Here is a 25,306-nt window from a genome sequence, read left to right on the forward strand (position 1 = left end):
ACCTGCCCCATGATCTGTGATAAAGCCCCTTCCAGACTGTGACCCGTGGCTTCCTGCTACAGGGGTGCAATCCTGGTTGTATTCACGACATTCACAGGCTGGATGGCTGGGGCGAGCTAGTTAAGCTTGCAAGGGCAGAGCTTGCATCATAGACTATTAGTTCGTGCTGTTAATCAAGCTGGCGAGCGCCTCTTTGAGCGGTGTAGCTGGACGTCCGAGCAGCTTCTTGAAGTCATCGCTAGCTACTGCCAGCGTGCCCGCCTTGATGTCCTTCTGAATCTGACCCAGCAGTTGCACCACGAAATCAGGCAACGAGGCATTGGTCAGGATGGCGGCATAAGCGGCATCATCCACATGCTGTACCGCAACCTCCTTGCCAAGCACCTCTCCTACTGCCGCTGCCAGCTCATCTTGGGTCACCAGTTCCCCGGACAGCTCATAGATCGTATTGTCATGCCCGCTACCTGCCAGAACGGCCGCCGCGGCTGCCGCGTAATCCTGGCGGAGCGCATAGCCGACCTTGCCGTCTCCCGCGGCGGTTACCCATGGAGCTCCCGCCTGCACTCCCTGAATGCCGGACAATTCATTCTCCAGGTACCAGTTGTTGCGCAGGAAGGAGTAAGGAATGCCCGTCTTGGCGATGGCTTCTTCCGTTGCCTTGTGCACTGGAGCGAGCGATAAGCTGCTTGCCGCAGCATCCACTACACTTGTGTAAGCAATAAACTTCACCTGCGCGCGCTCTGCCGCCGCGACAGCAGCCGCATGCTGGCGAATGCGTGTCTCTGTATCTCCGTCTGCCGAGATTATCAGCAAGCGATCCACACCGCTAAAGGCTGTCTCTAGCGTCTCCGGGCGGTCGAAATCTCCGAGACGGACATCCACTCCGCGGGCCTTCAGCCCTTCCGCCTTCTCAGGATTGCGAACACTGACAGCCAGCTCGCTTGCCGGCACCGTTTGCAGTAAAGCCTCGACTACTTTCGATCCCAATTGTCCTGTTGCCCCTGTTACCAAAATTGTCATGTCGTTCTTCCTCCATTTATGTTATTTTTCGACATCGTTATAACCATAATAGTTACAACGAAGCGATAAATAAAAGCTCATCGTGAGCTCTCATTTTCCTGAACCCTGTCATTCAGTGCGCTTAATGTCGTCTGTGCCAAGCGCTGCTCCAGCGCAGCTTGCGCCGCCTGCAGCTCATCCTGCAGCACCTGTTCGATGTTGCGCCCGATCGGACATTGAATGCTGGGGTGCTCATGAATACGGAATAGCTGCTTATCTCCAGCAAGCTGCACGGCGCGATAAATATCCAGCAACGTAATCTCGCCCGGTGGCCGCAGCAGCGATGCCCCGCCTACACCAGGGCGAATCTCCACCAGCCCCGCCTTCTTCAGCATCCCCATTATTCTGCGGATCATAACCGGGTTCGTATTCACACTGACAGCTATGAAATCCCCAGTGCAATCCTTGCTGACGGATATGAGCGACAACGCGTGCACCGCCATCGAAAATCTTGAACTAATCTGCATCAAGGATTCACCACCCTTGTAACTATTATAGTTACACCAATGAGCAATGTCAACCCATCTGATCCGATTGATCCGCTCAACCGATCTGTGCCTGTTTCTCTCTCTACTATGTAAATGAGGCGCGCCCTCTCTGATGAGAATAAGAAACGCTCTGCCTTATGAAGGGCAAAGCGTCTCTCGTTCATTGCTGCTGTTCTCGTTGTCCTGTGCCTTAGCTCTGCAGCAGTAAGGCAATGACCTTGGCTGTCTCGGCGCGGCTGGCCAGGCTGTGCGGCTCGAACTGCCCCTTGCCATTCCCTTGCACGAGGCCGAGCTCGGCGGCTGCATCTACTGCGGCGACCGCCCACGCTGCGATGTCTGCCTTGTCGGCAAATTCGGCTCCAGCCGCCGCAGTGAGCTGCTTGCTGCTACGCAGCTCATAGGCACGCATCAGCATCACTGCCATCTCCTCGCGGGTAATATGCTGCTCGGGTTCAAAGCGCTTGGTGCTCTGGCCTTGCACGATTCCAGCAGCGTGCGCGGCAGCAACAGCCGGGGCGTACCAGTCCGTTGCTGTGACATCCTCGAACACTGCTTCAGTCGCCGTATCAGACCCCAAGCCAAGTGCCCGGACTAGCAATGCGGCAAATTCAGCCCGAGTTACACTGCGATCCGGCGCGAAGTGTTGCGGGCTTATGCCTGTCACAATCTGCCTGGCAGCGAGCTGCTTAATATATCCGGCCGCCCAATGATCGCTGCCGACATCTTGAAAGTCCTTATCGAACTCAAGCAGCCCATATGTGCTGAAGTGAGCAAGTCTTGCTGTCATCACTCCGTCCTCCAGCTTCCCGTCCACATATGCCAGCTTCCCGTCCTGCCCGATCGCATAGATGCCCAGCAGTTCGGTTGAGGTTGCTTCATCGACCTTCCACTGTAGAACGATCGGCTCCTTGAATGTGGCGAGCTCCTTAACGCCTCCATCCGTCTCCGCCAGTCCCAGCTCCAGTCGAAGCAGCGCCCCGGCAGCCTTCAAGCCTGTGCTGCCGTCGGCTGCTTGCGCCCGCTCCAGCACAACCTTCACTTCACTCTCCGCCAGCTCGGACATGCGGAGCGAGACCGACGCGCCGCTCTGTCCATCGCTTACGAGCGCCTTCACCTCATCCAGCACCGCTGCCGGAACCGTAACGGTAACAGAACCGCGCGTCACCTGCAGCTTGCTGCCTGTGGCAATCTGTGCCACAGGCAGGAGCACACGCTGCTTCGCCTGCTCCAGCTTGACAGCAATCGTACCGTTGCTGTCCGCTTGCGGATGCACCGTTACACTATCCTCAGGGCGCTGCGGCGTGGCAGCTCCATCTGTTGCCGCCGGCGATGCAGGTGAGGACGGATAATAGACAGTGGCTGTCGGTACTGCTGTTACTGCCGCGGACAGCTCCGATTCATGACCGTCGGCATTTACCGCCGATACCTGGAAGGTATACGATGTGCCGTTGGTCAGCCCCGTCACCTTGTAAGCAGCAGCAGTCGTCGTTGGCCCATTGCCTGCAGCGGCTGGCACACGTTTGCCATCCACGTATACGTTGTAGCCTGCCAGTTCCTGTGCGGCTGCCTGTCCGCTGGCGCTGTCCCAGCTTAATTGCACTGCGCCGCTGCCAGCGGCTGCCTTCAAGCCGCCCGGTACAGCCGGCGCCTCTTGCCCAGGCAGCGCTCCAAGGCGGATCAGCTCCCAGTCATCAAAATCTCCGCCAGCATCGATGCTGTGCGTCACCACCGCGCCGATCTCCAGCGTGCCATTGGCAACCTCAATCTGCTTCACCTGATTCAAGTTCCAGGCGCTCCAGCCGGAGACCGTCAGCGGGGTCTGCTTGCGCACACCTTCCGTCTCGGCGTACAGGTAGCTCTCCCCGATCGGATCGCTATTCGCACCAATTCGGGATTGCATCGATAACTGGTAGACACCCTTGGGCAATCCGGTAATCGTCTGCTTCACCGATACCAGCTCGCGATTCCAGAAGTGGATCGCGTAGGAGCCGGAGAACGGCGCTTCACCAGAGCGGTTGCTGCCCACAAGTGTCCAAGCGCTCATGTCGCTGTCCTCCATTCCCGGATTCACCACATAGTTGCGCGGACGTACTGTAATGACCGCCTGAACCGATTGGCCGTTGCCGAGCGCTGCGACAGCATGGTACGTACCTGCCTTCGTATAGTCATAGGCCGCAGGCGTCCAGGATGCGACCGGCAGATGACGATAGGCTCCATCCTCCATCAGCGCCTTCACAGTAGTTGGCAGCGGCACCTCCACACCCTCGCTGGTCGTAATCGCTACATCGGCGATTTCTTTAACTGCTGGCGGGGTGTAGCTGCTGTCAGAACCGCGTACTTGAGTAAATACACGGATAGAAGGCAACGCTTCTCCGAAGTAGGTGAACAAGGCCTGATTGGCCCATCCGCTGCCCCCATCCTCAGCGATCTCCTCGCCCTGGTAGGAGGAGGCATGCTTCGTTCCCCAGCCGGTATCTACGCCTGGCAGCCATGCAGGCTCCCAGTAGAATACGCCAATTCCCTTGTTGCCGGGCACCTCGGCGACGGCTGCAATCACATCACGCACTGCCGACGTCTGGCCAGCAACAGTGGCCTCATATCCGCCCGTCTTCGCCAGCGCCTCATTAATCACACTGCCGGTGGCGCCGTTATTCGGTACATCCTCAAGGGTGAAGCCGTAGGAGGTCTCGGCGACAGCCACTTCCTTGCTCAGATTGGCTGCCAGCCCGTTCATGACCTCTTTGATATTAGCGATCGTACCATGCCAGAATGGATAATAAGACAGTCCGATCACATCATAATCCAGATCAGAGTACGTGCTATAGAAGCTCTGTACCGCATTCAGCCCGTTATTCGGGTTGGCGCGATGAATCATAATCTTGATTCTGCCGCCATCCAGCGCCGCCTCCGCATCGCGTACCGCGCGAATGCCCTGGGCGATGAATGGCTTCGCCTTGGCTGGACTGTTGCCAGTCGGCCACAGCATTCCGCTGTTGATCTCATTGCCGATCTGTACCATGTCCGGATAAGCATCGGCAGCGGCCAATGCTTCGATAACCTCAGAGGTATAATCGTAGACCGCCTGCTCCAGCGCTTCCCCCTCCAGCGCTGCCCATGCCTTGGGCTTCGTCTGCCGAGCCGGATCAGCCCAGAAGTCGCTATAGTGGAAGTCGACCAGCACCTTCAAGCCCGCCTGCTTGGCCTGCTGCGCCATGTCTACGACACGTTCCTTATTCGTATTGCCTGCGCCGTACCAGTTCCCTTGCTCATCCCGCGGGTCGTTCCACAGCCTTAGCCGTATCCAGTTAACTCCATTCTCCTTGAGAATTGTCATCAGCGGCTGCTCTTGTCCCTGCAGGTTATAATAATGTCGTCCTGACTCCTGAATGCTCAGAATCGTCGATATATCGGCACCCATAATAAAATCCTCGCGCTTGCCATCCTGTAGCTGCGGTATCGGCTGCACGAACGTAACCGCGTTGCCAAGCTGCTGCATCGTAGCCGACACGAATACATCTGTCCGTCCACGCCACACCTGCTCTCCAGCAGTCGCTGTCACACGAATGACAGCTTGTCCGTCGCCAGTGGCCGTGACGAGCCCGGAGGCATTCACTGTCGCAACCGCCGGATTACTGCTCTCATAGGCAATTACAGCGTTCGCCGCAGCCTGCGGCAGTGCGAGCTTCAATTGCTGTCCTGCTCCCGGACGCAGGTTGGCACTGCTTGGCGACACCTTGAGCGACACGGCCTCCGCACCCGCCTCCAATGTCACATCGGCGAGCTGCCCCCAGTGGCCTGCACCAGCCTGAAGCGCGAAGCCCAGCACTGCAACCCCGTCACTGCCGACCTCGATACCGCTCACCGTCAGTGTCGCCCATACAGGGGGCGTTCCCCAGGCGCTGCCCGTGTAGCTGATGGGCGTCGCATAGGTCTGGCCGCCTGAGCGGGCATACATCTGCGAGCCGGCATTCGGCGCATCGCCTCCATATACCTTGGCCTTCATCGTATAGATGCCGGGCTGCAAGCCGCTCACTGCATGCTCCAGTGTAAAGTCCAGCGTGCCGGCATCCCAATAGTTGAAGCTATATTGCTGGTCTGCGAAGGTCGCCGGCTCGCGGCCGCCAACGCTCCAGTCTGCCACCTCCCCATTGACGGTGAGCTTGCTGGATGACTTGACCCTGGTCAAGATCACCTCGTCCACATAACCATAATGCTGCCCCCCGGCCTTCACCGTGAAGCCGATCGTCGCTATGCCATCTGCTCCAACGACGATGCCTGGCACACGAAGTGTAGCCGGGCTGCCCCAACTGCTGCCGACATAGCTGATCGGCGTCGAGAATGTATCCACACCCGTCTGGGCGAACATGACAGAGCCAGCCTGGGGTTCCCCTTTGTCCCCGTAGGTCTTCGCTGTCATCGTATAGGTGCCTGGCTCAAGCCCCGTCATCTCATGTATAAGAGTAAAATCGATGGCTTGTCCATCCCAATAATCAAACGCGCCCGAGGCGCTTCCATCTCCAAAGGTCGCTGGTCGCGTCCCACTCATCGTCCACTTCGCTACGGCTCCGTTAACGGTCAGATTGCTGGTCGCCACCAGCTCGCTGTCGGCCGCATGCGCCACCCCAAGCTGAAGCGGCAACGCTGCAACCGCTACGATGATTGCCATCATTGCAGCCAATCGGCTTATCCATGTGCGTGTCATATAACTCCTCCTCCATTCAAATCATATCTATTGTAGTCGCTTCATTCCCCCTCAGGGTAGGGCATATAAACAAGGTATCTACACTTTTAATAGTCAATGCTCCGTATCAGCATGCACGACAAACAGGCGAGTCGCAGTCACTAATAGACTGCGCTCGCCAAGACTGATGACCGTTGTTAGTTCAGGAAGCCCTCCAGCGCCACGGTCGGACGTCCGTCCGCCTGCCAGGCGCCCTTGTTGTAGCCGCCGTTATAGCCTGGAGACGCTTGCGGCTCCCAGTAGAAGACGCCTTTGCCCTTGCCATTTGGCAAATTGCGCACCTTCGTCTTCATGTCTGCAATAAAGCTCTTCGCTGCCGCAGGCTGGTTATAGTCCATGCCGATCTCCGAGATGATGATCTCCTTGCCATAGCGCGTAATCATATTATTTGCATTGCTGATCGTCTGGTTCACCAGTGTCGACCAGTTGGAGGCTGTCGGATATAGCGACATGCCGATCATATCAAAGTTAGCGCCGTTGGCGATCAGTCCGCCGATGTTCCACACATACAGTGCATTATCCTCACTAGTTGCCAGATGGACGATCGTCTTCGTGCCGCTGCTGATCGATTTGACCGCATTATGTCCGGTATTGATCAGCCAGGCGTAGTTGCGCATGTTGACCGATGCCTTGCCGTCCTCCCACAGCAAGCCGTTGTTCGTCTCATTGCCGATCTGTACCCAGTCCGGGGTAACCCCTCTGCTGCTCATCGCATTCATTACATCGCGCGTATAGTTCCAGACCGCATCCATAAGCTGTTGGAACGTGTAGTTGCGCCATGCAGCCGGCTTCGTCTGCTTGCCCGGGTCAGCCCATGAATCACTGTAATGCAGTGTCAGCATGACGCTCATCCCTGCATTTTTGGCGCGCTGGGCCAGCGCCGCCGCACGCTCCTTGTTCAGATAACCATTCCCATAGTCATTGGACGGATTGACAAAGACACGAATCCGTACCGAGTTGATCTGGTAATCATTCTTCAGAATCTGGATAATATCCCGCTGCACACCATTCTTGTCCTTCCATGTACGCCCCTGCGCCTCCATACCTGGCACCCAGCTAATATCCGCTCCCTTGGCAAAAGCCGGCGCCGCGCTGGCCTCCTGCTGCATCGGCAGCGCTACTGACGATAGCACCGTCGTGACCAACAGACAGACAGCGAGCAGAATCATCCTCATTTTTCTTCCCATTACAATTACGCCTCCTTTGATTAGTTGGTTTACAACCACATTGTAAGCGTTTTATGACAAAGCCTAAATGTCTGTATTTCAAGATTTTGGTTGTTTTCGCAACTTTGTCAGGATAGCGTAGTCAGCATGGGCTGCATAATGTAGGCTTAGGACTTCTCCTCGAGGCAACACTAATTTCCCACATTTTGCCCACATCGTGTAAAATGAAGACACCTTGGAATGATGGAAATCGCTCCAAGGTGTCTTCATTTTTTTTAATGCCATTCATCAGATCACTGAACATTTTGAATTTCAGCACAATAACCCTATATTTTCAACAAAGTCATCCCATACTCATTCGTAACAAAGTTCATGTCTGAATCCCGGGAAACCAGTACCAAATTAGCTGCAAAGGCAGTTGCAATAATGAGCGCATCGGGAGTTTTTATTTTCCGCCCCTTGCTTCTCTGCTCGCTTTGCATAGAAGCCGCTTTTCTTGCGATAGCGGAATCGACATGTATCATATGCCTAGGGGAGAAAAGCCTTTCTGCGATTAAGAACTGATTGTGTTTGACACCGCTCAGTACTTCACATTCCGTAATCGTCGAAAAGAATATTCGCCGTTTTTCTTCTTGGGCTTGTCGTACTAAGTTAACAGCGGCATGATCGTTGTCTAGAATGGCGATGACAATGTTCGAATCGAATAAATATCCGGAGTGGTTTTAGGTCACTTTCCCCAGTCCCCCCGTGACTCCTGAATGTGATCTAATAATTGTTGGGCTTCCCCCGGCTTCAGGATTCCAGCCACACTTAAAATGTCATCGACTGAGTAATCATCATAGTCCTCGATGGTTTCTGCTTCAAGGTCTATGACAAGCTTTTTGGTGGAAATATTGTTTTCAGATAAAAACTCCCTTAAGTCTCTTGCTATATGAGGATGGAGTTTGCGTACCATTGATATGGAGAACCACTCCTTTATCAAAATATGTTGCTAAATCGGTTCGCTTCCGCGATTTTTACTTATAAACAATTATACCCGATAATGGAATGAATGGATACGACCGCGTTGCACAGAACGAGCCATTATCGTGTGCCTTTCTTGTACGATTGAGATTGATGGTAGCACCCGCAACTTGCCCACATTTTGCCCACGAACTATTCGCATGCATCATATTCACACAAACCCCACCAAGCCCCTCTACTTCGTAGACGCATACCAAGCATTGACCTCATCGGTCATCTGCTCGCCCCCGCCAGAGCGCCACTGCTCCACGAAGGCGTCAAAGGCAGAGAGCGGCTGCTTGCCGTATATGATCTCATTGATCGTCTGCTGCTCCAGCTTATTCAGGTAATCCAGGCGTGATTGCATCGTTTCGGTCGGCGGCCCTGTGAATTGATTCTTGAAGGAGGTCTGCTCCTGGGACAACAGCACCTTGGCTGCTGCAGGCGTCTCCAGCCCATACGCATACTTGACCTCCTTCTCCAGACGTGTCGTGGCCTCCTTGCCGTCCGCCAGACTCAGCAGCGCCTTGATCTGCGCATCCGGGATACGCGCGCCATCGCGTACTAGCAGGTAGCGCACGGCATTGACATGGCCGCCAGGAATGTCGTTCCAGCGAAGCAGCGCTCCATCCGGTGCAATATCGTAATCATAATTTTGGAACAAGCCATTATCGAATACACTGCCCGGCTTCGGATCGGCATAGTAGTCGAACATATAATTCTGGTACGTGAAAAGCGCCTCCGGGTGCTTCATCTGGCTGCTGATCAGGGTGACGCCATTGGTGAACCGGGTGCCATGCCGCATCGCTATGCCTTCCGGGCCCTCCGGGATCGGGTACGGCTTCCAGACAGCACCCTGCACATTCTTCACGGTGTCTGACAGCGGCCAGCCACTCATCCAGTAAGGGCCGGGGATAATGCCAGCCGTCCCTGCTACAGCGGGCTCCGCCGTCTTCGTCTCATCCCAGAGCGCAGCCTCGGGCGGGATATAGCCTTGGGCGAACCAGCTTCTCAGTGTCCGTAGTCCCTCCTTCATCGCTGGATGGATAGAGCCATACTCCAGCTTGCCCTCCGCTCCGACATTCCATTGCTCCGGCAGCGTCCCATACGCCCCGAAGACCCAGGACGGATCGCCCATCCATGTGCTAAGCCGGTTCTTGAAGCCGACACTGAGCGGGATGACCTGCTCCGGCGCTATACCGTCGGGATTATGATGCTTGAACTTCTCCATTACCTGCTCCAGCTCGGCTATCGTGCGGGGTGCCTTCAGCCCCAGCTTATCCAGCCAGTCCTGTCTGATCCATAGCAGGTAATCATGGTTGTAGGCATAGTCAAGCACAGGGATGCCCATCCGCTTGCCATCGCGGATGTACGGGTTCCATACGCTCGCATCCAGTGACATCGCTCTCTTCCAGGTCGCTCCCGCATACTGGTCAAACAGCGACCCCGCCTCGCGGAACAATCCAGAGTCAATCAGCTCCTGCGCCAGTTGCTCATCACCGATCGTGACGACATCAGGCAGAGGCTCGCCAGAGGTCAGCGCCAGCCGCATCTTGGTGGCGAACGCATTATTCGAATCCGTCACGGACCAGAGCGTCCTGATCTCGATGCCAAGCGTTTCCTTGGCCCACCGGGTGGCCACATTGTTATCGATCGTCTCGCCGTTCTTGAACTTCAGCTCGGGGTCGATGCCCCATACGGTCGTCAGCTTGATCAGAGGATCATACTTGTCTCTGTACACACTAGGGCGATCCGTTCCCTGGCTGTCTCCCTTCTCTCCTGCGCTCTGCGCGCCTCCGTCCAACGTACCGCTTCGACTGTCCTTGCTGCCGCTGCTTAGGTTCGAGACCTGTCCTGTCCCACGCTCACTGCCGACTCCTGCTGCTCCGCCTTCGCCGGGCGCGGGCGCGGCACTGCATGCGGCAAGCAGCAGTGTCAGCAGGAGAAGCATACTGCCCAGCGCCTTGGTTCTGCTCCATGAAGCTCGCATGATGCGCCCTCCCTTACTGTCATGTTGATTGCTGCGGATCACGGAATTCGCCGGGTGTCACCCCGTAATGCTTTTTGAAAATTTTGCTGAAGTATTGCAGATTCTGATAGCCCAGCTCGGTCGTAATCTCATAGATCCGCTTATTGGTCGACTTGAGCATGTAGACCGCTCGTTCCATCCGCATTCGTATAATATAGTCTCCCAGACTTTCCCCCGTCTCGCTCTTGTAGAGCTTGGACAGATAGACGGGATGGAGAAATACCCTGTCGGCAATCGTCTTGACCGAGGTATCGGCACCCAGATCGCTCATGACCAGCTCCTGCACTTGCTTAATAATGTGGCGCTTGCCTGCGCTCTCATGCTGCGTCAGCTCTGCCTCCAGCTTATCCAGCATGCGATCTGCCCAGTTGCCCAGCTTATCCGGCGAGTCGATCAGGCTGCGATCCAGCAGCATATTCATACCGTCCGGGTCAATTCTCCCCATGTCCAGCCCCTGCTTATGCACCACGTACAATACGCCGTTGGTGATCGCCAGGAAGGCTTCGTACAGCTCCTCCCTGGTCAACGTCGTCCCTGCAAGATCAGAGAACACTGCGCGAATCTTGAGGCGCGCTGCGTCCCACTGGCCGGACTCCAGCAGGTGGATCAAGGTCGGCAGCCTGTACAGCTCCTCCACCGCCTTGCTGCTTACGGGAGTCCGCGCCACGAGCATATCCTCGATGAACAGCAGCGCGGCATCCTCGCGCTTTTGGCGGTACATCGCCATCAGCGCATTGCGATAGATGCCGGCCAGCCCTTCGGGAAAGGTGAACCATTCGGAGATGACGATTGAAATTTCTCCTTTGAGATAGTCGCCCACCTTCTGTTGAAGCTCCAGGCATAGCTGCTGCAGCCGTTCCCGGCGAAATATAGCAGTGCCGCTCCCCTCCCTCGCCGATACGATAATCGCCAGACAGTCGTGGGGCGCCTTGCTGTGCCAAACGTTATACATCGGAGAGAACAGCTCCTCTGCGATATTGCCGACCGCGTATTCCATCAGCGACACGGATGGATGGTCCATGGCTGCGAAGCTCTTGCCCAGTTGCACCGCGAGCAGCACAGCCGACTCGCCAATACGGGGCCGAACCTCATACTGCTCCAGCTTGTCCGCCAGCGTCAGATCCGACATATGCCGGCCAAGCAACAGCTCATGCATCATATTTTGACGCAATACGCTGTAATCCGACTTCATCGCATAGAGCAGTTGATGATAACGCTCGGCCTTATCCCATTCGTCCTTGAGTGCGTCAATGCTGTGGGCGATGCTCTGGATGAAGGCTTCATCATGAACCGGCTTGAGCAAGTAATCGACCGCTTTAAGCTGAATCGCCTTCTTGGCATAATCGAAGTCCGAATATCCTGTCAGCAGCATGGAGCGGATATGCGGCCAGCGCTCCCTGACCCGCTCGATCAGTTGCAGTCCGTCCATCTCCGGCATGCGAATATCGGTTACCATAATATCCACTGGCTGCTCCTCCAGCAGTTGCAGCGCCTCGGCGGGCGAGCAGGCCTGATATACCTTGTGCACCCCAAGCTCCTGCCATGGAATCGTCTTGGCCAGACTCTCCGTTACATAGGACTCATCGTCGACCAGCAATACCTCAATCATGCAGATGTTCCCCCTTGCCTTCCCCTGAATTTCCGTTCCAGACGAGCATCACTCTCAGTCCACCGAGCGGCGAGACCGCCAGCGACAGTCCCGCCCCGCGGCCATATCTTACCTGAAGCCGCTGATTCACATTCCATAGGCCGCAGCCTGTCTCCTCGTCCATAGGCCGCAGCAGCCGTCGTTGCAGAGCGGCTCTGTCCTGCTCCGGCATGCCTTTGCCATCATCATCAACGATCAGCATCAGCCCGCCCTGCTCCCGCTCCTCGACACTGATCAGGATGCGCCTTGCCTCCGCAGAGCGCTCGATGCCGTGCAGCACCGCGTTCTCCACGAGCGGCTGCACCGTCAGTGGCGGTATTGGCTGCTGCTTCAACCATGGCGGCAGTTGCACCTCATAGCTAAGCCGCTTCATTCTCATCTGCTGAATATCGAGGTAATTGCCCACCAGCGCCAGCTCCTCTGCGAGCGTCACCAGCTCCCGCTCCTGCCGAGTTGTATAGCGGTAGTAATCGGATAAATTTTGCGACATCGCAATGACGGCCTGGTAATCCTGCAGCTTGGCCATGCTGGAGATGAAGGAGAAGCAGTTATAGAAGAAATGGGGATTGATCTGAGATTGCAACTGCTTCAGCTTCGCCTCCCGCGCGTGAATCTTCTCCAGATAGACCCTGCCGAACAAATCCTGAATCTGCGCCGCCATCGCATTGAAGCGGGTGAACAGGAAGCCGAACTCTGTGCCCTCCCGAGGCTGCAGCCGCACCGAGTAATCCTCATTCTTCAGCTTCCGAAAGCTCGTCACGAGCTGTCTAATCGGCACCTGAACCTGCGCGTACAGGACATAGACGACCAGGAGACTCATGAGCAGCAGCGCTGCGGCCGAGATATAGAAGAGCCGGTTCGACTGCTCAATCGGCTGCATCACATCAGATAGCGGGAGGTAGTCGACCAGCATCCAGCCGGTTGTAGCCGAGCGTTCGGCATTGACCAGATACGGCTCGCCCCGCAGCTCAATGACTTGATCCAGCGAGGGCTCTGCCGCCGCGGACAGCTTGGAGGCCAGCTCCACAGCCAGCGACCGATCGGATGCGCTATTGTAGATCATGCCGGCCCCTTCCTTGAAGTAGAACGGGCTGCGCTGTCCGTCGCCCCGAAAGGTATCCAGCATTTGCCGGATGTTCGCACTGTCAAATTCAACCTCGATAATAAGGTTGGCCTTCTCTGGCTCATGAAATGATGCATAAGGAGATACGGAAATAAGCGAGAAATAGTAACGCTCCTCGCCGCTGCGATCCTGCTGTGCGCGCACATGCCAGCCCTGCTGGAGCCGTGTCTTCAGATCGGCATGATTGTAAGGGCTAACATCGCTCGCCGTAATGACGCGTTGCAGCGCTGGCGAATAGATCATCAGCCGACTGACCCAGTTCAGGGAGTTCTGCTGAATGCTCAGCTTCTGCTGGATACGCTTGACCAGCGTGATGGTATCCAGATCAAGGTACGGGCCTGTATCGCTGAATCGATCCTTCAGCTCCGAAATATCAGGGTCATGCAGCAGCAGATTCGGCCATAGGCTGATCGATTGGATCATGGCATCCACCTGATGCTGAAAGAATTGCAGCTGGTCGCGGCTAGATGCATGCAGCTCTGCCCGCAGCACGCCGGTGCTCGTGCGATTGGAGTAAACGTACAGCGCCATAATCGGGATGAGCATCACGATTATGATCGCCATCATTTTTCTGAACAGGTTGAACTTCGGCATCTCATCTGCTCCCCCGCGCTGTAGTAAAGGTGCGTCCATCCGATTCGAGTCCGGGGCTCGGGCGCTATGCCCGCTGCCCGGCAGCTCAACGTTCAGCGGCAGCTTGCCGCTTGCTCCCCTTATTGTAGCGGAATCCTCTATGGTTGCCTATAAGGACGATGAGACAGATGACCCCTGACCCTGACTGATGTTCCATTTCTTCCAATAAAAAAACTGCCATTGCTGGCAGTTGAAGAGTCTTCTGGTGATATTTCTGAGGATGTCCGACATACTCGCCCTGACTTAGCTCTGTATATGGACCGTCGGTACCCCTCGCTCCGCTTCGTTAATCTGGAAGAAGGCTTCCTGTCCAAATCCGAATAGGCCGGCGAGCATATTCGTCGGAAACGTCATCGTCGCCGTATTGAACGCTTCTACCGTGTCATTATAGAACTGTCGGGCAAAGCGGATCTTGTCCTCAAGCTCTGATAGCTGCTCCTTAAGGTAGATAAAGTTCTGGCTTGCCTTCAGATCAGGATAATTCTCCGCCACGACGATCAGGCGTTGAAGCATTCCTGAAATCTCGCTGCCTGCCTCCGCCTTCTGCTCCACCGAATCGGCAGCAGCATACCGGGTACGAAGCTCCGTAATCTTGTGTAAGGTTCCCTTCTCATACGCGGCATACTGCGACACAGTCTCCACCAGATTGGGGATGAGATCGAACCGGTTCTTCATCACAATATCCACCTGCGACCAGTTGTTACGCACCCGATTGCGAAGAATAATGAGCCGATTGTATGTAACGATCACCCACAGCGCCACGACAGCGATAACTGCCAACGAAATATATAGTCCCATCCTTTTTGCCTCCTCTTTCGTTATGGTGTCTGGTACCATTCAAATCAGAACGCGCCGCGTCCCCCGCCGCCCCCGCCTCCGCCGCCTCCCGATGAGAAGCCGCCATCTCCATCGGAGGACGAGGAGCTAGCGCTTGCAGCTCCGGATATGGATTGCTCGAACGAACCGACCCAGTCCGCATAGTGGTAGACGGATAAATAAGAGATGTCGGTATAATCGGTGCTGCTCGCCTCAGCCATCTTCATGTCGACGTTTTTTATCATCCTTTTCGCCTCGCCTACCGCAATTGCATATACAAAGAAATGATTCCACAGATGAACAGCCATCGGCTCCCTGGAGGCTATCTGGCTATAATCGCGTAGGAAGCGCCTGAACGCCCTCCACTTCGCGCGGGCAGTTGCTCCGGCCACGGTACGCCGCTTGCTGCGCGGCTTGAAGAATAGGAGCAGAATGCCAGCAATCATCAATCCCTGCCAGTTCTCGGAGCCGAAAATCCAGAAGCCAAACAGTTGCCCTAGCGCGGTCAAGATAACAATACGGGAAGCTAACTTTTGATATTGTACATAGTTCTGCTGATTGACCGCCAGGATCACCTCCTGCTTCCACGCTAACCACCGATCCAGAAATACCGATGCATTCTGCTGATCCGCTGCATAGGCTTGGATTCTCTGCAGTGTTACCTGACCCTTTGATCCTATCTCGCGGAACAGCCAATCGATCAGCATCTGCTCATGCGCCTGCAGATGCTCCGCTGGCCTGTCTGTCAGCTTGAACGAGAAATCCATCTTTTTCTTCGTACCCTTGGAGGCAGGGATGACTTCCATGCTCGCATGGCGCCTTCTTACCAGATCGATTAAGGTAGCCATCAAATCCTTGGGCCTGAGACGATAATTCATCAGGTAGCTCACAACGGCAGGGGACACATCCGCTGGAATCTCACGGTAATATTTCCCCTTCCACTCCGGCCTCGGGTCTCTGCTGAATCGGAAATACAGGATGATTCCTCCCACAGTGTTGACGAGCAGCAGCACCAGCAAGGCCATGCCTGCCGCCTCTTGATCTGCCAGCTCCGCGGCTGCCTGCTCCGTCCAGATGCGCTCTTCCTCCAGAATCTGCTCCAGCATCAATGTGAGGCTATTTCGATTACTGTCGGGAACATAGTGTTGGGGAAATAGCACACGCACCTCCAGCATCTCGCCTGAGCTGAGCGCCGCCACCTTATAGCGCACACTGCCATTATCTTCAATATGCACCTCGCCATGAAGCGGGCCATGCCCGAATGCTTTGACCTCCTCACGCTTCATGCCCTCTGGCAGGGAGATTGTAATGAGTATATCTTCCAGATACGTCGGATTGGTTGAATCAAAAAATTTCCAATAGAGCTGTGCTGTATCCGGGTATGTCTGAATTACATTTTTTACGATATAAGAAAACTGGTATACCTTCGTCTCATCTTGGGATGAGGAGTAGACATGATATAGTAGCTCATCTCCTTCCGGGTTCATCTCTGAATGAAGCGGAATGAGCTGCTCCCCCTCCACCTCAAAGGCCTCAAACTGCTCGATTCCATCCGAGCCGGATGCATTCAGCTCCACAATAATGCCATTATACGAGCCATCAAAGCGGTAGGTGTCTCTCTCAGTCACGTGCATATTGCCGCCATCGTCGATACGGGCATGGATGTTGACACTCGTAATCTCAAAGGTACGCGCCTCCCCTGCATACGCAGTGCCGACCTGCAGTAGCAGGACAATCAACAGCACTACGATAACGATGCGCCATATTGCCGCTGTCTTGGGCAGCCTTCCGGTTACTCTCTGCTTCAGTATCATTTCTCGGCTCCCCTTTGTGGTATGCTAGATTCCGCAATTGTAGAAGAATCCGGCGTGAAAGTAATCAAACTTTAGTTGGAGAAGAGCAAAAAAGAGCGAAAAAACCGCCCTTTAGAGGGGTTTTTCGCTCCTTTTGCCTGATTATGTCCGCAGAGTGAGATTAAGCTCACGCGCCCTGGCAATAGCCTGGCCGCGTCGCTTGACTCCCAGCTTCGTGTATACATGATGGGCATGGCTCTTAACGGTCGCCTCCGTAATGTTCAGCAGTTCAGCAATCTCTCGATTGGAATGTCCAGCGACGATCGCCTGCAGCACCTCTGTCTCCCGCTCTGACAACGCTTCGATGAGAGCATCAGCAATTGTGCTTTCTACTCCTTCATCCACCTGCGACGCACTGTGACTCCCCCAGCCTGAAGCAGCCGGCTGCTCCAGCAGCGCCCGATACATAAAGCTTCGCAGCAGCGCTTCGATGTCATCCGCAATTGCAGTGGAGAACAGGCCAGCGATCTGTGTGTTCTCCAGATACAGAGCTGCAGGGTGGCGCGAGCCAGGAAGCCGGACGGGAAGGCTGAGCACCGATCGAACCTTTCCCTCGGCAATATGACGGTCCGCCAGAAACTCGCTTTCTTGCGCGTCCTTCAGTACAATCCGCTCCTTCCTCGCCCACGCCGCGCGAACCACGCCTTGCGCCCACCCGCCTGCCGCAGCATGCCTTGCTCCATACCTCGCCAGCACGCGCGGAGATTCTTCCCCCGCCAGCTCCAGCAGCATGCCGCGGTCTGCCCCCGCCTTGCGGCACGCGATGGCTAGCAGTTCATCCTGCTGCTGCACGGATGGCGGCAGAGCCTCCGGTAAAGACTGTTCGTGTTCATCCTTCTGTTCCCTTCGAAGCCCTAGCGACACCTCCTGTTCGCGATCGGCTTGCAGCAGATGCGCCGTTGCTGCAAGCTCTGAATGCTCCCGCTCCAGATGGCTCCGCTTGGCGGGATATCCAAACGAGGCATATGTCGTCAACGCCTCCAGCAGCGCGATAAGCGATCCCGTTCTCATGCCTTGGTCACGGTAATACATCGCCATTCGCTCGAGACTGAGTGGCTGAAATATATTCGCCATCTCATGCTTGGCAGCCGCTAAAGCCTGCTCATACGCCAACAGTGCCGAGTGATGCTCCCCACTCACTCTAGCCCATTCCGCTCGAAGCAGCCAATAAGCCGAGCTGCCTGTACCCAAATAACCCTGCCAGTCCTCTACCTGCCTGAGCCTGTGGCGAATCGCCTTCGCCTGAGCACGCCGTTCCTTGGCAGTGCCCCCATACAAGGCTGTCATCGCCAGTGCCTCCAGCAGCCTCGTTCTACGGTTACGAATCCAGTCAATCTCCAGCTCCAGCTCTATCGCTTTCCGCGCAAAATACAGCGCGTCCTCGTATCTCCCATATAGATAGGCCTGCTCGGAGCGCAGCATATAATCGACATGGTCAGGCTGAATGCGGTCTGATTCCCAGCCTGACAGGGAGGAATACTGCTGCCACGCCCCGTCCTCTTCACAGGAACGAAGATACAGCTTCATCAGCCCCATAACGCGCAGCGCAGTCTCATCCAGCATTGGCACTGCCTCCTGCTCCAGATAGGTTAACGTCTCCCGCAGTTGCCTGGCTGTTCCCCAGGCTGTGACCATATACGTTATCGTCGTCAAGTTGAATAGCGTCACCTGATTCTGTTCCTTGGCCTGGCGCAGCACTCGCTCTATGCTGGACACCATTTCCGCAGGCTGTTCGATCTGCTTGAGCATGCCATTCATGAACAGCAGCTTGGACTGCTGCACCGCTCTTGCCCGTAACCCACTGCTCCAGACTGTACGCAGATGCTTGGGCCAGATGCGGTATAACTCGGGGAGGCCACGCTGCAACAGCATCTCGAAGACATCCAGAACGTTGAGGAAGTATTCGTTGCGTCCCTGACTCAGTCCCTTGCGGACAAGCCGCGCACATGTATATAGAAGCATCGCCGGATCAGATGCGCTCAGCGTAAAGATTTGCCCAAGCAATAATTGACATTGCGCAACATACGCCAACTGTTGGTTCTCTACAATCTGGTCATCCTGCTTGTCTGCCTTGCGTGCGGCAAGTACGGCCTTCACCGCCTCCACTACCGCGCGAGGCGGTGACACCCGCTCAGGAAGCGTCCAGCCGAAATAGGTGAGTGTATCGCGGCTAATAGCCAGAGCCAGCGAGGCGTCACGGGTTGCGAATATATCCTGTTGGCAGAGGCAGGCATGGAGCCGATCCTGTGGAGCCAGCTTGTCGATATGCTCCCTTACCCAGGCTAACCCAGGCAACGCTCTCTCCACATCGCCTCTGTAATGCAGCAGCGTATACAGCTCCGAGCCGATCTTGCAAGCCAATTCATCCGGCGCGTGCTTGCCATCCCAAGCCAGCTTAAGGGCCTGCTCCATATCATGGATCGCTTGCGCCAGCCTCCCGTTGCGGCTTGCCTGCCTGCCTGCCTCATAATTACGTCCCGCCAATTCACGTTGGCGTACCCGCGGCAGGTGCTCCGCTCCAAGATTCAGATGACGGCGCGCCTGCTCGCTGTCCTCCCTCGCGCCGCTCTCCACTGCGCGCTTGTCATATAGCTCGCCGACTCGGATATGCCAGTTGCTTCGCTGTTCCTGCCGCGTCCGCAGGTACAGCTTGGCCTGCACGAAAGCAGACAGAAACAGCCAGTTGTCCCCCTCCTCCGGACAGAGAAGGCCGACCCTTGCCGCTCCGCTGAGCATCTCTTGCAGCGCAGCGCCGCTCGAGGCTTCTCCTGTAGGGTTACGCCCAGACACGACAGGTAAGCGGTTGCGCGCTTGGTCTGGCAGTTGCTGATCTTCCTCTTGATCACATGGTGCTTGCTCTTGCGTCATGCACTGCTGCGGCCAGTCGTCCATGACCAGCAACTCGGCAAGTACAGACAAGGAAAATCGCATGCCGATCAGCGCAGCCCTCTCCAGCGGCTCGTGCCAGCGCGGCGGAAGCTGCTGAAGCAGACGCTCCATCGACTGTACATAACCAGTTGATAGCGGTGCTCCTGTGACCAGCTCCTCTGCCCATTCCCAGCGATGCCGCTCATAGCTGTAGTGTAGGCTCCCTTCGGCGTGCCACCGCTCCAGGCAAGCGCATATCTCCCCTGGCAACCCTCCGCTCCACTGGTGGATAGCCCCGGCCCATACACTTGCGCGCGATGTCATGTCCTGCATCACATCCGCTGTCCAGTCCAGCACCGCTCCGTAGTCCAGCGGCTGCAATTCCATGAACGACACCTTCACACCCGCGCCCTGCAGACGCCGGTGCAACCTATCTCGCTGTGCTTCATCAGCACAGACTGCCACCAGCAAGCGACTTGCTCCAGATTCCTCTCGTTCAAGCCAGTCGCATGCTTCATCGACTGCAGTGCTGTGTGCCGCGCCCATCGCATCGACGATCAGAATGAGCGGCTGCTGTGGACGTGTCTCCGTCCAAGAAGATGGGGGTAAGGAGCATGGCTCCCTACATAGCCATTGCTGTTCCCATTGCACCTCCGCCTGGGCGAGCACCTGTCTCTGCTCAGGGGCGTGATCCATACGGTTGGCTGACCCGGACCAGGCTGTGACAGGTACCCGTGCGGCCAGCTTGCCTGCCCTCAGCAGCAGTTGCCTCCACTCATGTAACAGACGGCTCTTGCCTACTCCCGCAGGACCGTATACAAGCAGCGCTTGCCGTTCTCCTGAACGGACAGCAGCAGCATGCTGCTGCAAAGTCTCCAGTTCGGCTCCACGCCCTATCAGTATCTCCGGCCGCCGCAGCCGACATTGTCTATCGTAGCGGAACAGCTCCGAAACCTTTCGCTTCGGATTGGCCTGCAGCAGCTTCATATCCATCAACATGCCATAAGCGGTCTGGTAACGTGCCTGCGGCGATGCGGCAAGCGCCTTCGCGATGAGTGCGCTGAGACCCTCCTCTGCAGCCGATGGCGGAAGATACAGCGCCCCGAATAAAGGAATTCCCTCCCAGGTTTGGCCCTCCTCCGGCTCGAGCGGCGGTTGACCTGTCAGCATCTCATACAGCATGACGCCTAGTGCATACAGATCGCTGCGCTCATCTGGCCACCTTCCTGCCAGCCCGAATTGCTCAGGGGCGCGGTAGAAGTGATTCCTGAAGGCACCAACTGACCAACGCAGCTTGCCGTCAGGGTGCACATAGAAGTCCGCCAGTTGCAGTTCGGCAATCATGCCGCTATCCAGATGCCTCTCATGAATAAGCTCTGCCATTTGTATGCCATAGTTCAGTACCGTATCTGGCGGTAAGACGCCTTCTTGTACAAGACTGCTTACCGTTCTCCATTTCATTAGTGACATGTATAATTAGCTCCGTTAAGATGTAATTTTACTATTCTGAATCTTGATGTTGTTCCTATTATAGCATTCCTAGTAGAGAGCATGAAAAAAGAGGGGCTGCTTGCCCCTCTAACTGTAGCTTCTATTCTTGCGCAGCCATCGCGTCCGCCTTGGTCGGCTGCATCGTACCGAACGGATGCTGGGGCGGTGCGTAGATGACATAGACCTTCAACAGCTTATCTCCCGTATTGGTCACATCATGCCACTTGCCCGCAGGAACCATGATGGCGTAGCCCTCCTCGGCTGTAGCCTGGAAGTCCAGCTTATCCTTGGAATCACCCATCTGCACCAGCCCTTGCCCCTCTTCGATCCGTATGAATTGGTCAGTATGAGGGTGAACCTCCAGCCCGATATCATCGCCCACCGGAATGCTCATGACCGTCACTTGAAGATGGTCTCCTGTCCAGATAGCCGTTCGGTAGGTGTTATTTTGCTCGGTGACCTGCTCAATATCGATGACGAGCGGCTGCTTGCCGTAGTCCTTGATCTCCACCATGTGCTCCGCCCGCTGCCATGATGCGAACGGCGCAGGAGCATAGCCGCCATAGTAGGGATATGCATATGGATCAACCGGAACCCATCCCGCAGCATAAGGGGGATATGTGGCATAACGATAGGGCAGATAAGGGTGCCAGGGAGAACTGTAAGCATACACAGAACCCGCGGCTGCTTGTGGAACAATATACATCGAATTTCATTCCTTCCCTGAAGATGATTTACATCATCCTATGCCCAAATTCGGTAAGGGTGCCTATCCCTCTATGCACAAGGCCGGCCGCCGGGGCTGGAGGACACGCCCTAGTCCAAGCGGATACTGCGTACAATTTGTTCTAATATAGCGACATCCTCCTCATAACCATCCTTATAGTGAAGAAGAAGAAATAAGGATTTGTCTGGCAGCTCAAAGTTGTAATAAACTCCCTTGCCCTGCTGCTCGGTACCCGAGAGAATCTCAAACTCCACTCTTTGCACCTGTTGATCTCGTATAGTTTCCGTCGTTTCACTAGTGATCTGACCATCTCGTTTATAGTTCTGTAAAGCAGCCTTCACATTTTCCTCAATCGCAGGTTTATATCCACCGACCAGGATCATGGACTCTTTTATCCCTTCCTTGAAGCTCAGCACATCTCTCGACAGGGTAAACATAATAGAGGGGCTCAACGGAGACATATCCCCCAATTCCCACTCTGGAGGGTACCTCAGCTCGATGCCATATGCATCGTTCTGATACACTTGCCTGTTGTCTTCCATGCAGCCTGGTAAGATGAGGAAGGATAGAAGCATGAGGAGGAGCAGGGTCATTCGGTGTTTTGTCATTAATAATCGGTCTCCCTTACACCATTGTTCTGCAGTCTTGTTCGTAATTAGACCATTCTCCATTAACTCCCTTTCCTTGGAAAGGGAGCCCTTGATTTATTCATTTAAATCTATGTAAACATTGATGAAATACTATTTTTATTAACCATTCTTACAACAAGGCGCGTAGACAGGTTCAACTAACGCCGTCCTGGAAGACGGCGTTAGTCGGTTCTTGCAGATGTATTCAAGCCTGTCAGCCAATAGTGACATGAGCAAGGCCCTCCCGCGCTTATAAGCTGACCGTTGGCCGCTCCTCCTCCATCCGACCATATTGCAGATAAATGAAGCAGCCGATGAGGATGACGACGACCCCCGCCCCTACAAACCATACCTGCACGCCGAAGCGTTCCACAATCGGCCCCGCCAGCGCCAGTCCAATCGGCGAGCACAGCAGTCCGATGCTTGTGACGAAGGAGAGCACACGCCCCAGCTTCTCCGGCTCGTATAGCTTCTGAAGCATGGCCATATAAGGACCATTGAACAGCGGTGCCGCGGCGCCCATGAAGAAGCACAGGATAGCGAATAAGACGAAGGCATCCCGGCCGATGACTCCGCTCAGCAGACAAGTCACTCCGATCAAGACCAGGCTCAGACTCATATACGTCGAATCCTTCCACCTGGATGCCAGCAACGCCAGCACGACGCCACCTGCCATCATACCGATGCCAAAGACAGCCTCTATGACACTCGCGCTGTATCCTCCGCGACCGAAGTGCGAGAGTGTCATGTAAGGGAACAGCATCGCGAGCGGCATAAATACGACGCTAAATACCGCCATGGCAACGGTAATGGTTAATACCGACCTTACAGAGATAAAGGTCCTCCAGCCCAGAACAAATTCCTTGCGAAAGGAGGGCGCATGCACACTCTCCGGCTTCGGCTGATGAATGGTGACCATAAGCAGCATCAGATTGGCGATCAGAGCACCGGCGACATCAAGCAGCAGCAGCGTTCCGAGCGAGGTTGCGGAGTAGACCGCAATGCCCAGCGCAGGCCCCAGCACACTGGAGGACGAGAAGACAAGCTGGTGCCAGCCTGACACCCTCGTTAATTGATCCTGTGGCGCAATGAGAGGAATCGCTGCCTGAAACGAAGGGGCATGAAAGGACGAAGCAGCAGAGCGAATGAATAGAATCGCATAGACAACACCCAAGCCTGGTTCGCTCCATAAGTAATACACTCCCAGCAGTAGGCTGGATAGCGCAATGACACTGTCAGATACAATCATAGTGATCTTGCGGTTCCACCGGTCGAGCCAGACGCCAATGAATGGCCCCAGCAGCGCCTGCGGCAAAAACCCGGCCAGTCCGGCTATCATCAGAACGGAGGCCGAGCCTGTCGTCTCTGTCAAATGCCATATGATCGCAAACTGCACCATCGAGGACGTTAGGATCGAGAAAATCTGCCCGCTGAAGATCAGGGCAAATGTCTTTTGCCACGAATTGGACATGAAGCTGCTTCTCCTTTGTTTCGTATCAACTATCAACTCTCTGCGATTCAGATGGACACCACGAACTCATCCACATAGACCGCGGTACCTGTCACCTCGATCCTTTGGCCATCTGTGACGCTTACGCTGACTCTCCCATCCCGTCCGACCTCCTGTCCTTGCTCAATCGTCAGATTGAAGGAAGCCTCGGGTTCTTGTCGTACAAATCTTGCAAAATAAGCCCCCATCACCCCTGAGGCTGTGCCTGTAACGGGATCTTCCACGGTTCCTGAGAATGGAGAGGAGAAATGACGGGCATGCATGTCCGCTTGGGAATCGTGAGCCGCCAGACAGAATGGATGCAGCGACGCCCGCGGCATTTCCTTCAGTATCTCTGGAAACAGATGATTGTTGGGCTTCATTCTATGAAAGGCATCCAGATGCTTAATCGGAATTAATAAGGTCCATGTGCCTGTGCTGCCATATACGGTCGGCCATGTCGTCTCTATATCTCCTTCTTCAAGGCCCATCGAATGTGCCAGCTCCCGCAGAGAGCCGCTGAATGGTTGAAACTGTGGCGCAGCTTGTCTCATCGTAATGTGAATTCGCTCCTCCTCAGAGCGAATGCTGATCGGCAGAATACCTGCCTTGGTCTCGATGGTGAGATCGTTCTTCCCCCCAAGCAGCCCCTTGGTATGCAGTGCGTAGAGGGTCGCCATCGTCGCATGACCGCACAGATTGATCTCATGTCCTGGCGTAAAGTAACGAATTCGGAGGTCGGCGTGTTCAGAGGGAAGAGGGAACGCTGTCTCGTTAAATCCAACCTTGGCCGCTGCCTCCAGCATCTGCTCCTCGCTCAGATGTCCGCCATCCAGCACGACACCCGCCGGGTTCCCCTTATTCGGAATAGAACTGAATGCATCATAATGATAGACGGTTACGTTAGGCATATGAACACTCCTTTGGTAGATTTCCGCTTCTGTTCCATGCCGCCGTAGGTTGCGCGGTGATGCCAGAACGGTGTCTTCTTCATACGAAAGCAGACCTGTCAGGCTCTGGTTGTTGTCTATATTATCCCTTATCGTTCTCCAGCAGCTCCACCAGCACCTTCAATTGCGGGAACGTGTCCATGTATGCATAACGCCCGCCTGTATACTCGCCTTTTTGCTGCAGCGGAAAGCCCTTGCTCTCTAGCAGCGTGACCTTCTCCTGCATGCCTTCGATCACAAAGGCGATATGATGCACGCCTTCCCCATGGCGATCCAGATACTCGCGCCAGGTGCTGGGATGCTCGTCTGGCTGAATAAGCTCCAGATGCAGCGAGCCCATATCGAAGAAAGCAAGCCGCGCGCGTGCCTGACACGGCTCGCCATGGTATACGGCTTGCGTCTTGTCCAACGTATCCGTCCAGAAGGACTCCGGCTTGGCTACACCGAAAAAATCAGCATAGGCCTGGCTCACCTTGTCCAGATTATGTACAAGAATTCCAATCTGTGTAATAACATTGTTGCCTAGCAGTCCTGACATCGGGTCGCCATCCTCTCTTTACTTTCCATATCTTGCTTTCCCCCATCTTACCCAAG

General features: G+C 55.3%; 16 protein-coding genes and 1 pseudogene. All 17 read right to left on the reverse strand.

Annotation, left to right across the window (positions count from 1 at the left end):
- Positions 1-156: 156 nt before the first annotated feature.
- Positions 157-1,020, reverse strand: a complete 864-nt coding sequence (locus ACY1JZ_RS22575) for an SDR family oxidoreductase (RefSeq protein WP_462631034.1) — start codon at positions 1,018-1,020, stop codon at positions 157-159.
- Between the two features lie 77 nt (positions 1,021-1,097).
- Positions 1,098-1,529, reverse strand: coding sequence for an Rrf2 family transcriptional regulator (locus ACY1JZ_RS22580; protein WP_462631035.1), 432 nt, complete (start codon positions 1,527-1,529; stop codon positions 1,098-1,100).
- A gap of 208 nt (positions 1,530-1,737) precedes the next feature.
- Positions 1,738-6,249, reverse strand: coding sequence for a glycosyl hydrolase 53 family protein (locus tag ACY1JZ_RS22585; RefSeq protein ID WP_462631036.1), 4,512 nt, complete (start codon positions 6,247-6,249; stop codon positions 1,738-1,740).
- Between the two features lie 176 nt (positions 6,250-6,425).
- Positions 6,426-7,475: a glycoside hydrolase family 53 protein gene (locus tag ACY1JZ_RS22590; protein ID WP_462631037.1), complete on the reverse strand. Its 1,050-nt coding sequence runs from the start codon at positions 7,473-7,475 to the stop codon at positions 6,426-6,428.
- A 305-nt stretch (positions 7,476-7,780) separates the two neighbouring features.
- Positions 7,781-8,152: pseudogene (locus tag ACY1JZ_RS22595) on the reverse strand (type II toxin-antitoxin system VapC family toxin); the annotation flags it as partial.
- A gap of 29 nt (positions 8,153-8,181) precedes the next feature.
- Positions 8,182-8,409 carry a helix-turn-helix domain-containing protein gene (locus ACY1JZ_RS22600; protein ID WP_462631038.1) on the reverse strand — a complete coding sequence of 76 codons (228 nt, stop codon included), beginning with the start codon at positions 8,407-8,409 and terminating at the stop codon, positions 8,182-8,184.
- A gap of 243 nt (positions 8,410-8,652) precedes the next feature.
- A complete protein-coding gene (locus ACY1JZ_RS22605; protein WP_462631039.1) occupies positions 8,653-10,446 on the reverse strand; it encodes an extracellular solute-binding protein in 1,794 nt (597 codons plus the stop codon).
- Positions 10,447-10,465: 19 nt separating this feature from the next.
- Complete coding sequence (locus ACY1JZ_RS22610) at positions 10,466-12,094, reverse strand: response regulator (protein WP_462631040.1); 1,629 nt, start codon at positions 12,092-12,094, stop codon at positions 10,466-10,468.
- Positions 12,087-13,850, reverse strand: coding sequence for a sensor histidine kinase (locus ACY1JZ_RS22615; RefSeq protein WP_462631041.1), 1,764 nt, complete (start codon positions 13,848-13,850; stop codon positions 12,087-12,089). The genes ACY1JZ_RS22610 and ACY1JZ_RS22615 overlap by 8 nt, the downstream gene beginning before the upstream one ends.
- A 282-nt stretch (positions 13,851-14,132) precedes the next feature.
- Positions 14,133-14,687 carry a LemA family protein gene (locus ACY1JZ_RS22620; RefSeq protein WP_462631042.1) on the reverse strand — a complete coding sequence of 185 codons (555 nt, stop codon included), beginning with the start codon at positions 14,685-14,687 and terminating at the stop codon, positions 14,133-14,135.
- A 44-nt stretch (positions 14,688-14,731) separates the two neighbouring features.
- Positions 14,732-16,519, reverse strand: a complete 1,788-nt coding sequence (locus ACY1JZ_RS22625) for a DUF2207 family protein (RefSeq protein ID WP_462631043.1) — start codon at positions 16,517-16,519, stop codon at positions 14,732-14,734.
- A 141-nt stretch (positions 16,520-16,660) separates the two neighbouring features.
- Positions 16,661-20,896, reverse strand: a complete 4,236-nt coding sequence (locus tag ACY1JZ_RS22630; protein WP_462631044.1) for a LuxR C-terminal-related transcriptional regulator — start codon at positions 20,894-20,896, stop codon at positions 16,661-16,663.
- 121 nt (positions 20,897-21,017) lie between these two features.
- Positions 21,018-21,623, reverse strand: a complete 606-nt coding sequence (locus tag ACY1JZ_RS22635; RefSeq protein WP_462631045.1) for a cupin domain-containing protein — start codon at positions 21,621-21,623, stop codon at positions 21,018-21,020.
- Positions 21,624-21,733: 110 nt separating this feature from the next.
- Entirely contained in the window at positions 21,734-22,252 is a 519-nt protein-coding gene (locus ACY1JZ_RS22640) for a hypothetical protein (protein WP_462631046.1), read from the reverse strand.
- A gap of 271 nt (positions 22,253-22,523) precedes the next feature.
- Positions 22,524-23,744, reverse strand: coding sequence for an MFS transporter (locus tag ACY1JZ_RS22645; RefSeq protein WP_462631047.1), 1,221 nt, complete (start codon positions 23,742-23,744; stop codon positions 22,524-22,526).
- Between the two features lie 47 nt (positions 23,745-23,791).
- Positions 23,792-24,673: a PhzF family phenazine biosynthesis protein gene (locus ACY1JZ_RS22650; protein WP_462631048.1), complete on the reverse strand. Its 882-nt coding sequence runs from the start codon at positions 24,671-24,673 to the stop codon at positions 23,792-23,794.
- A 121-nt stretch (positions 24,674-24,794) separates the two neighbouring features.
- Positions 24,795-25,250, reverse strand: coding sequence for a VOC family protein (locus ACY1JZ_RS22655; RefSeq protein WP_270168146.1), 456 nt, complete (start codon positions 25,248-25,250; stop codon positions 24,795-24,797).
- Between the last annotated feature and the right edge of the window lie 56 nt (positions 25,251-25,306).

It is taken from the genome of Paenibacillus sp. J5, assembly GCF_054955055.1.

Excerpts from the sequence above, each read along its gene's own strand:
- ACY1JZ_RS22625 (WP_462631043.1), bottom strand. The coding sequence starts at position 16,519 with ATGATACTGAAGCAGAGAGTAACCGGAAGGCTGCCCAAGACAGCGGCA.
- ACY1JZ_RS22650 (WP_462631048.1), bottom strand. The coding sequence starts at position 24,673 with ATGCCTAACGTAACCGTCTATCATTATGATGCATTCAGTTCTATTCCG.
- ACY1JZ_RS22640 (WP_462631046.1), bottom strand. The coding sequence starts at position 22,252 with ATGACAAAACACCGAATGACCCTGCTCCTCCTCATGCTTCTATCCTTC.
- ACY1JZ_RS22605 (WP_462631039.1), bottom strand. The coding sequence starts at position 10,446 with ATGCGAGCTTCATGGAGCAGAACCAAGGCGCTGGGCAGTATGCTTCTC.
- ACY1JZ_RS22645 (WP_462631047.1), bottom strand. The coding sequence starts at position 23,744 with ATGTCCAATTCGTGGCAAAAGACATTTGCCCTGATCTTCAGCGGGCAG.
- ACY1JZ_RS22655 (WP_270168146.1), bottom strand. The coding sequence starts at position 25,250 with ATGTCAGGACTGCTAGGCAACAATGTTATTACACAGATTGGAATTCTT.
- ACY1JZ_RS22590 (WP_462631037.1), bottom strand. The coding sequence starts at position 7,475 with ATGGGAAGAAAAATGAGGATGATTCTGCTCGCTGTCTGTCTGTTGGTC.
- ACY1JZ_RS22575 (WP_462631034.1), bottom strand. The coding sequence starts at position 1,020 with ATGACAATTTTGGTAACAGGGGCAACAGGACAATTGGGATCGAAAGTA.
- ACY1JZ_RS22620 (WP_462631042.1), bottom strand. The coding sequence starts at position 14,687 with ATGGGACTATATATTTCGTTGGCAGTTATCGCTGTCGTGGCGCTGTGG.
- ACY1JZ_RS22635 (WP_462631045.1), bottom strand. The coding sequence starts at position 21,623 with ATGTATATTGTTCCACAAGCAGCCGCGGGTTCTGTGTATGCTTACAGT.
- ACY1JZ_RS22600 (WP_462631038.1), bottom strand. The coding sequence starts at position 8,409 with ATGGTACGCAAACTCCATCCTCATATAGCAAGAGACTTAAGGGAGTTT.
- ACY1JZ_RS22610 (WP_462631040.1), bottom strand. The coding sequence starts at position 12,094 with ATGATTGAGGTATTGCTGGTCGACGATGAGTCCTATGTAACGGAGAGT.
- ACY1JZ_RS22585 (WP_462631036.1), bottom strand. The coding sequence starts at position 6,249 with ATGACACGCACATGGATAAGCCGATTGGCTGCAATGATGGCAATCATC.
- ACY1JZ_RS22615 (WP_462631041.1), bottom strand. The coding sequence starts at position 13,850 with ATGCCGAAGTTCAACCTGTTCAGAAAAATGATGGCGATCATAATCGTG.
- ACY1JZ_RS22630 (WP_462631044.1), bottom strand. The coding sequence starts at position 20,896 with ATGTCACTAATGAAATGGAGAACGGTAAGCAGTCTTGTACAAGAAGGC.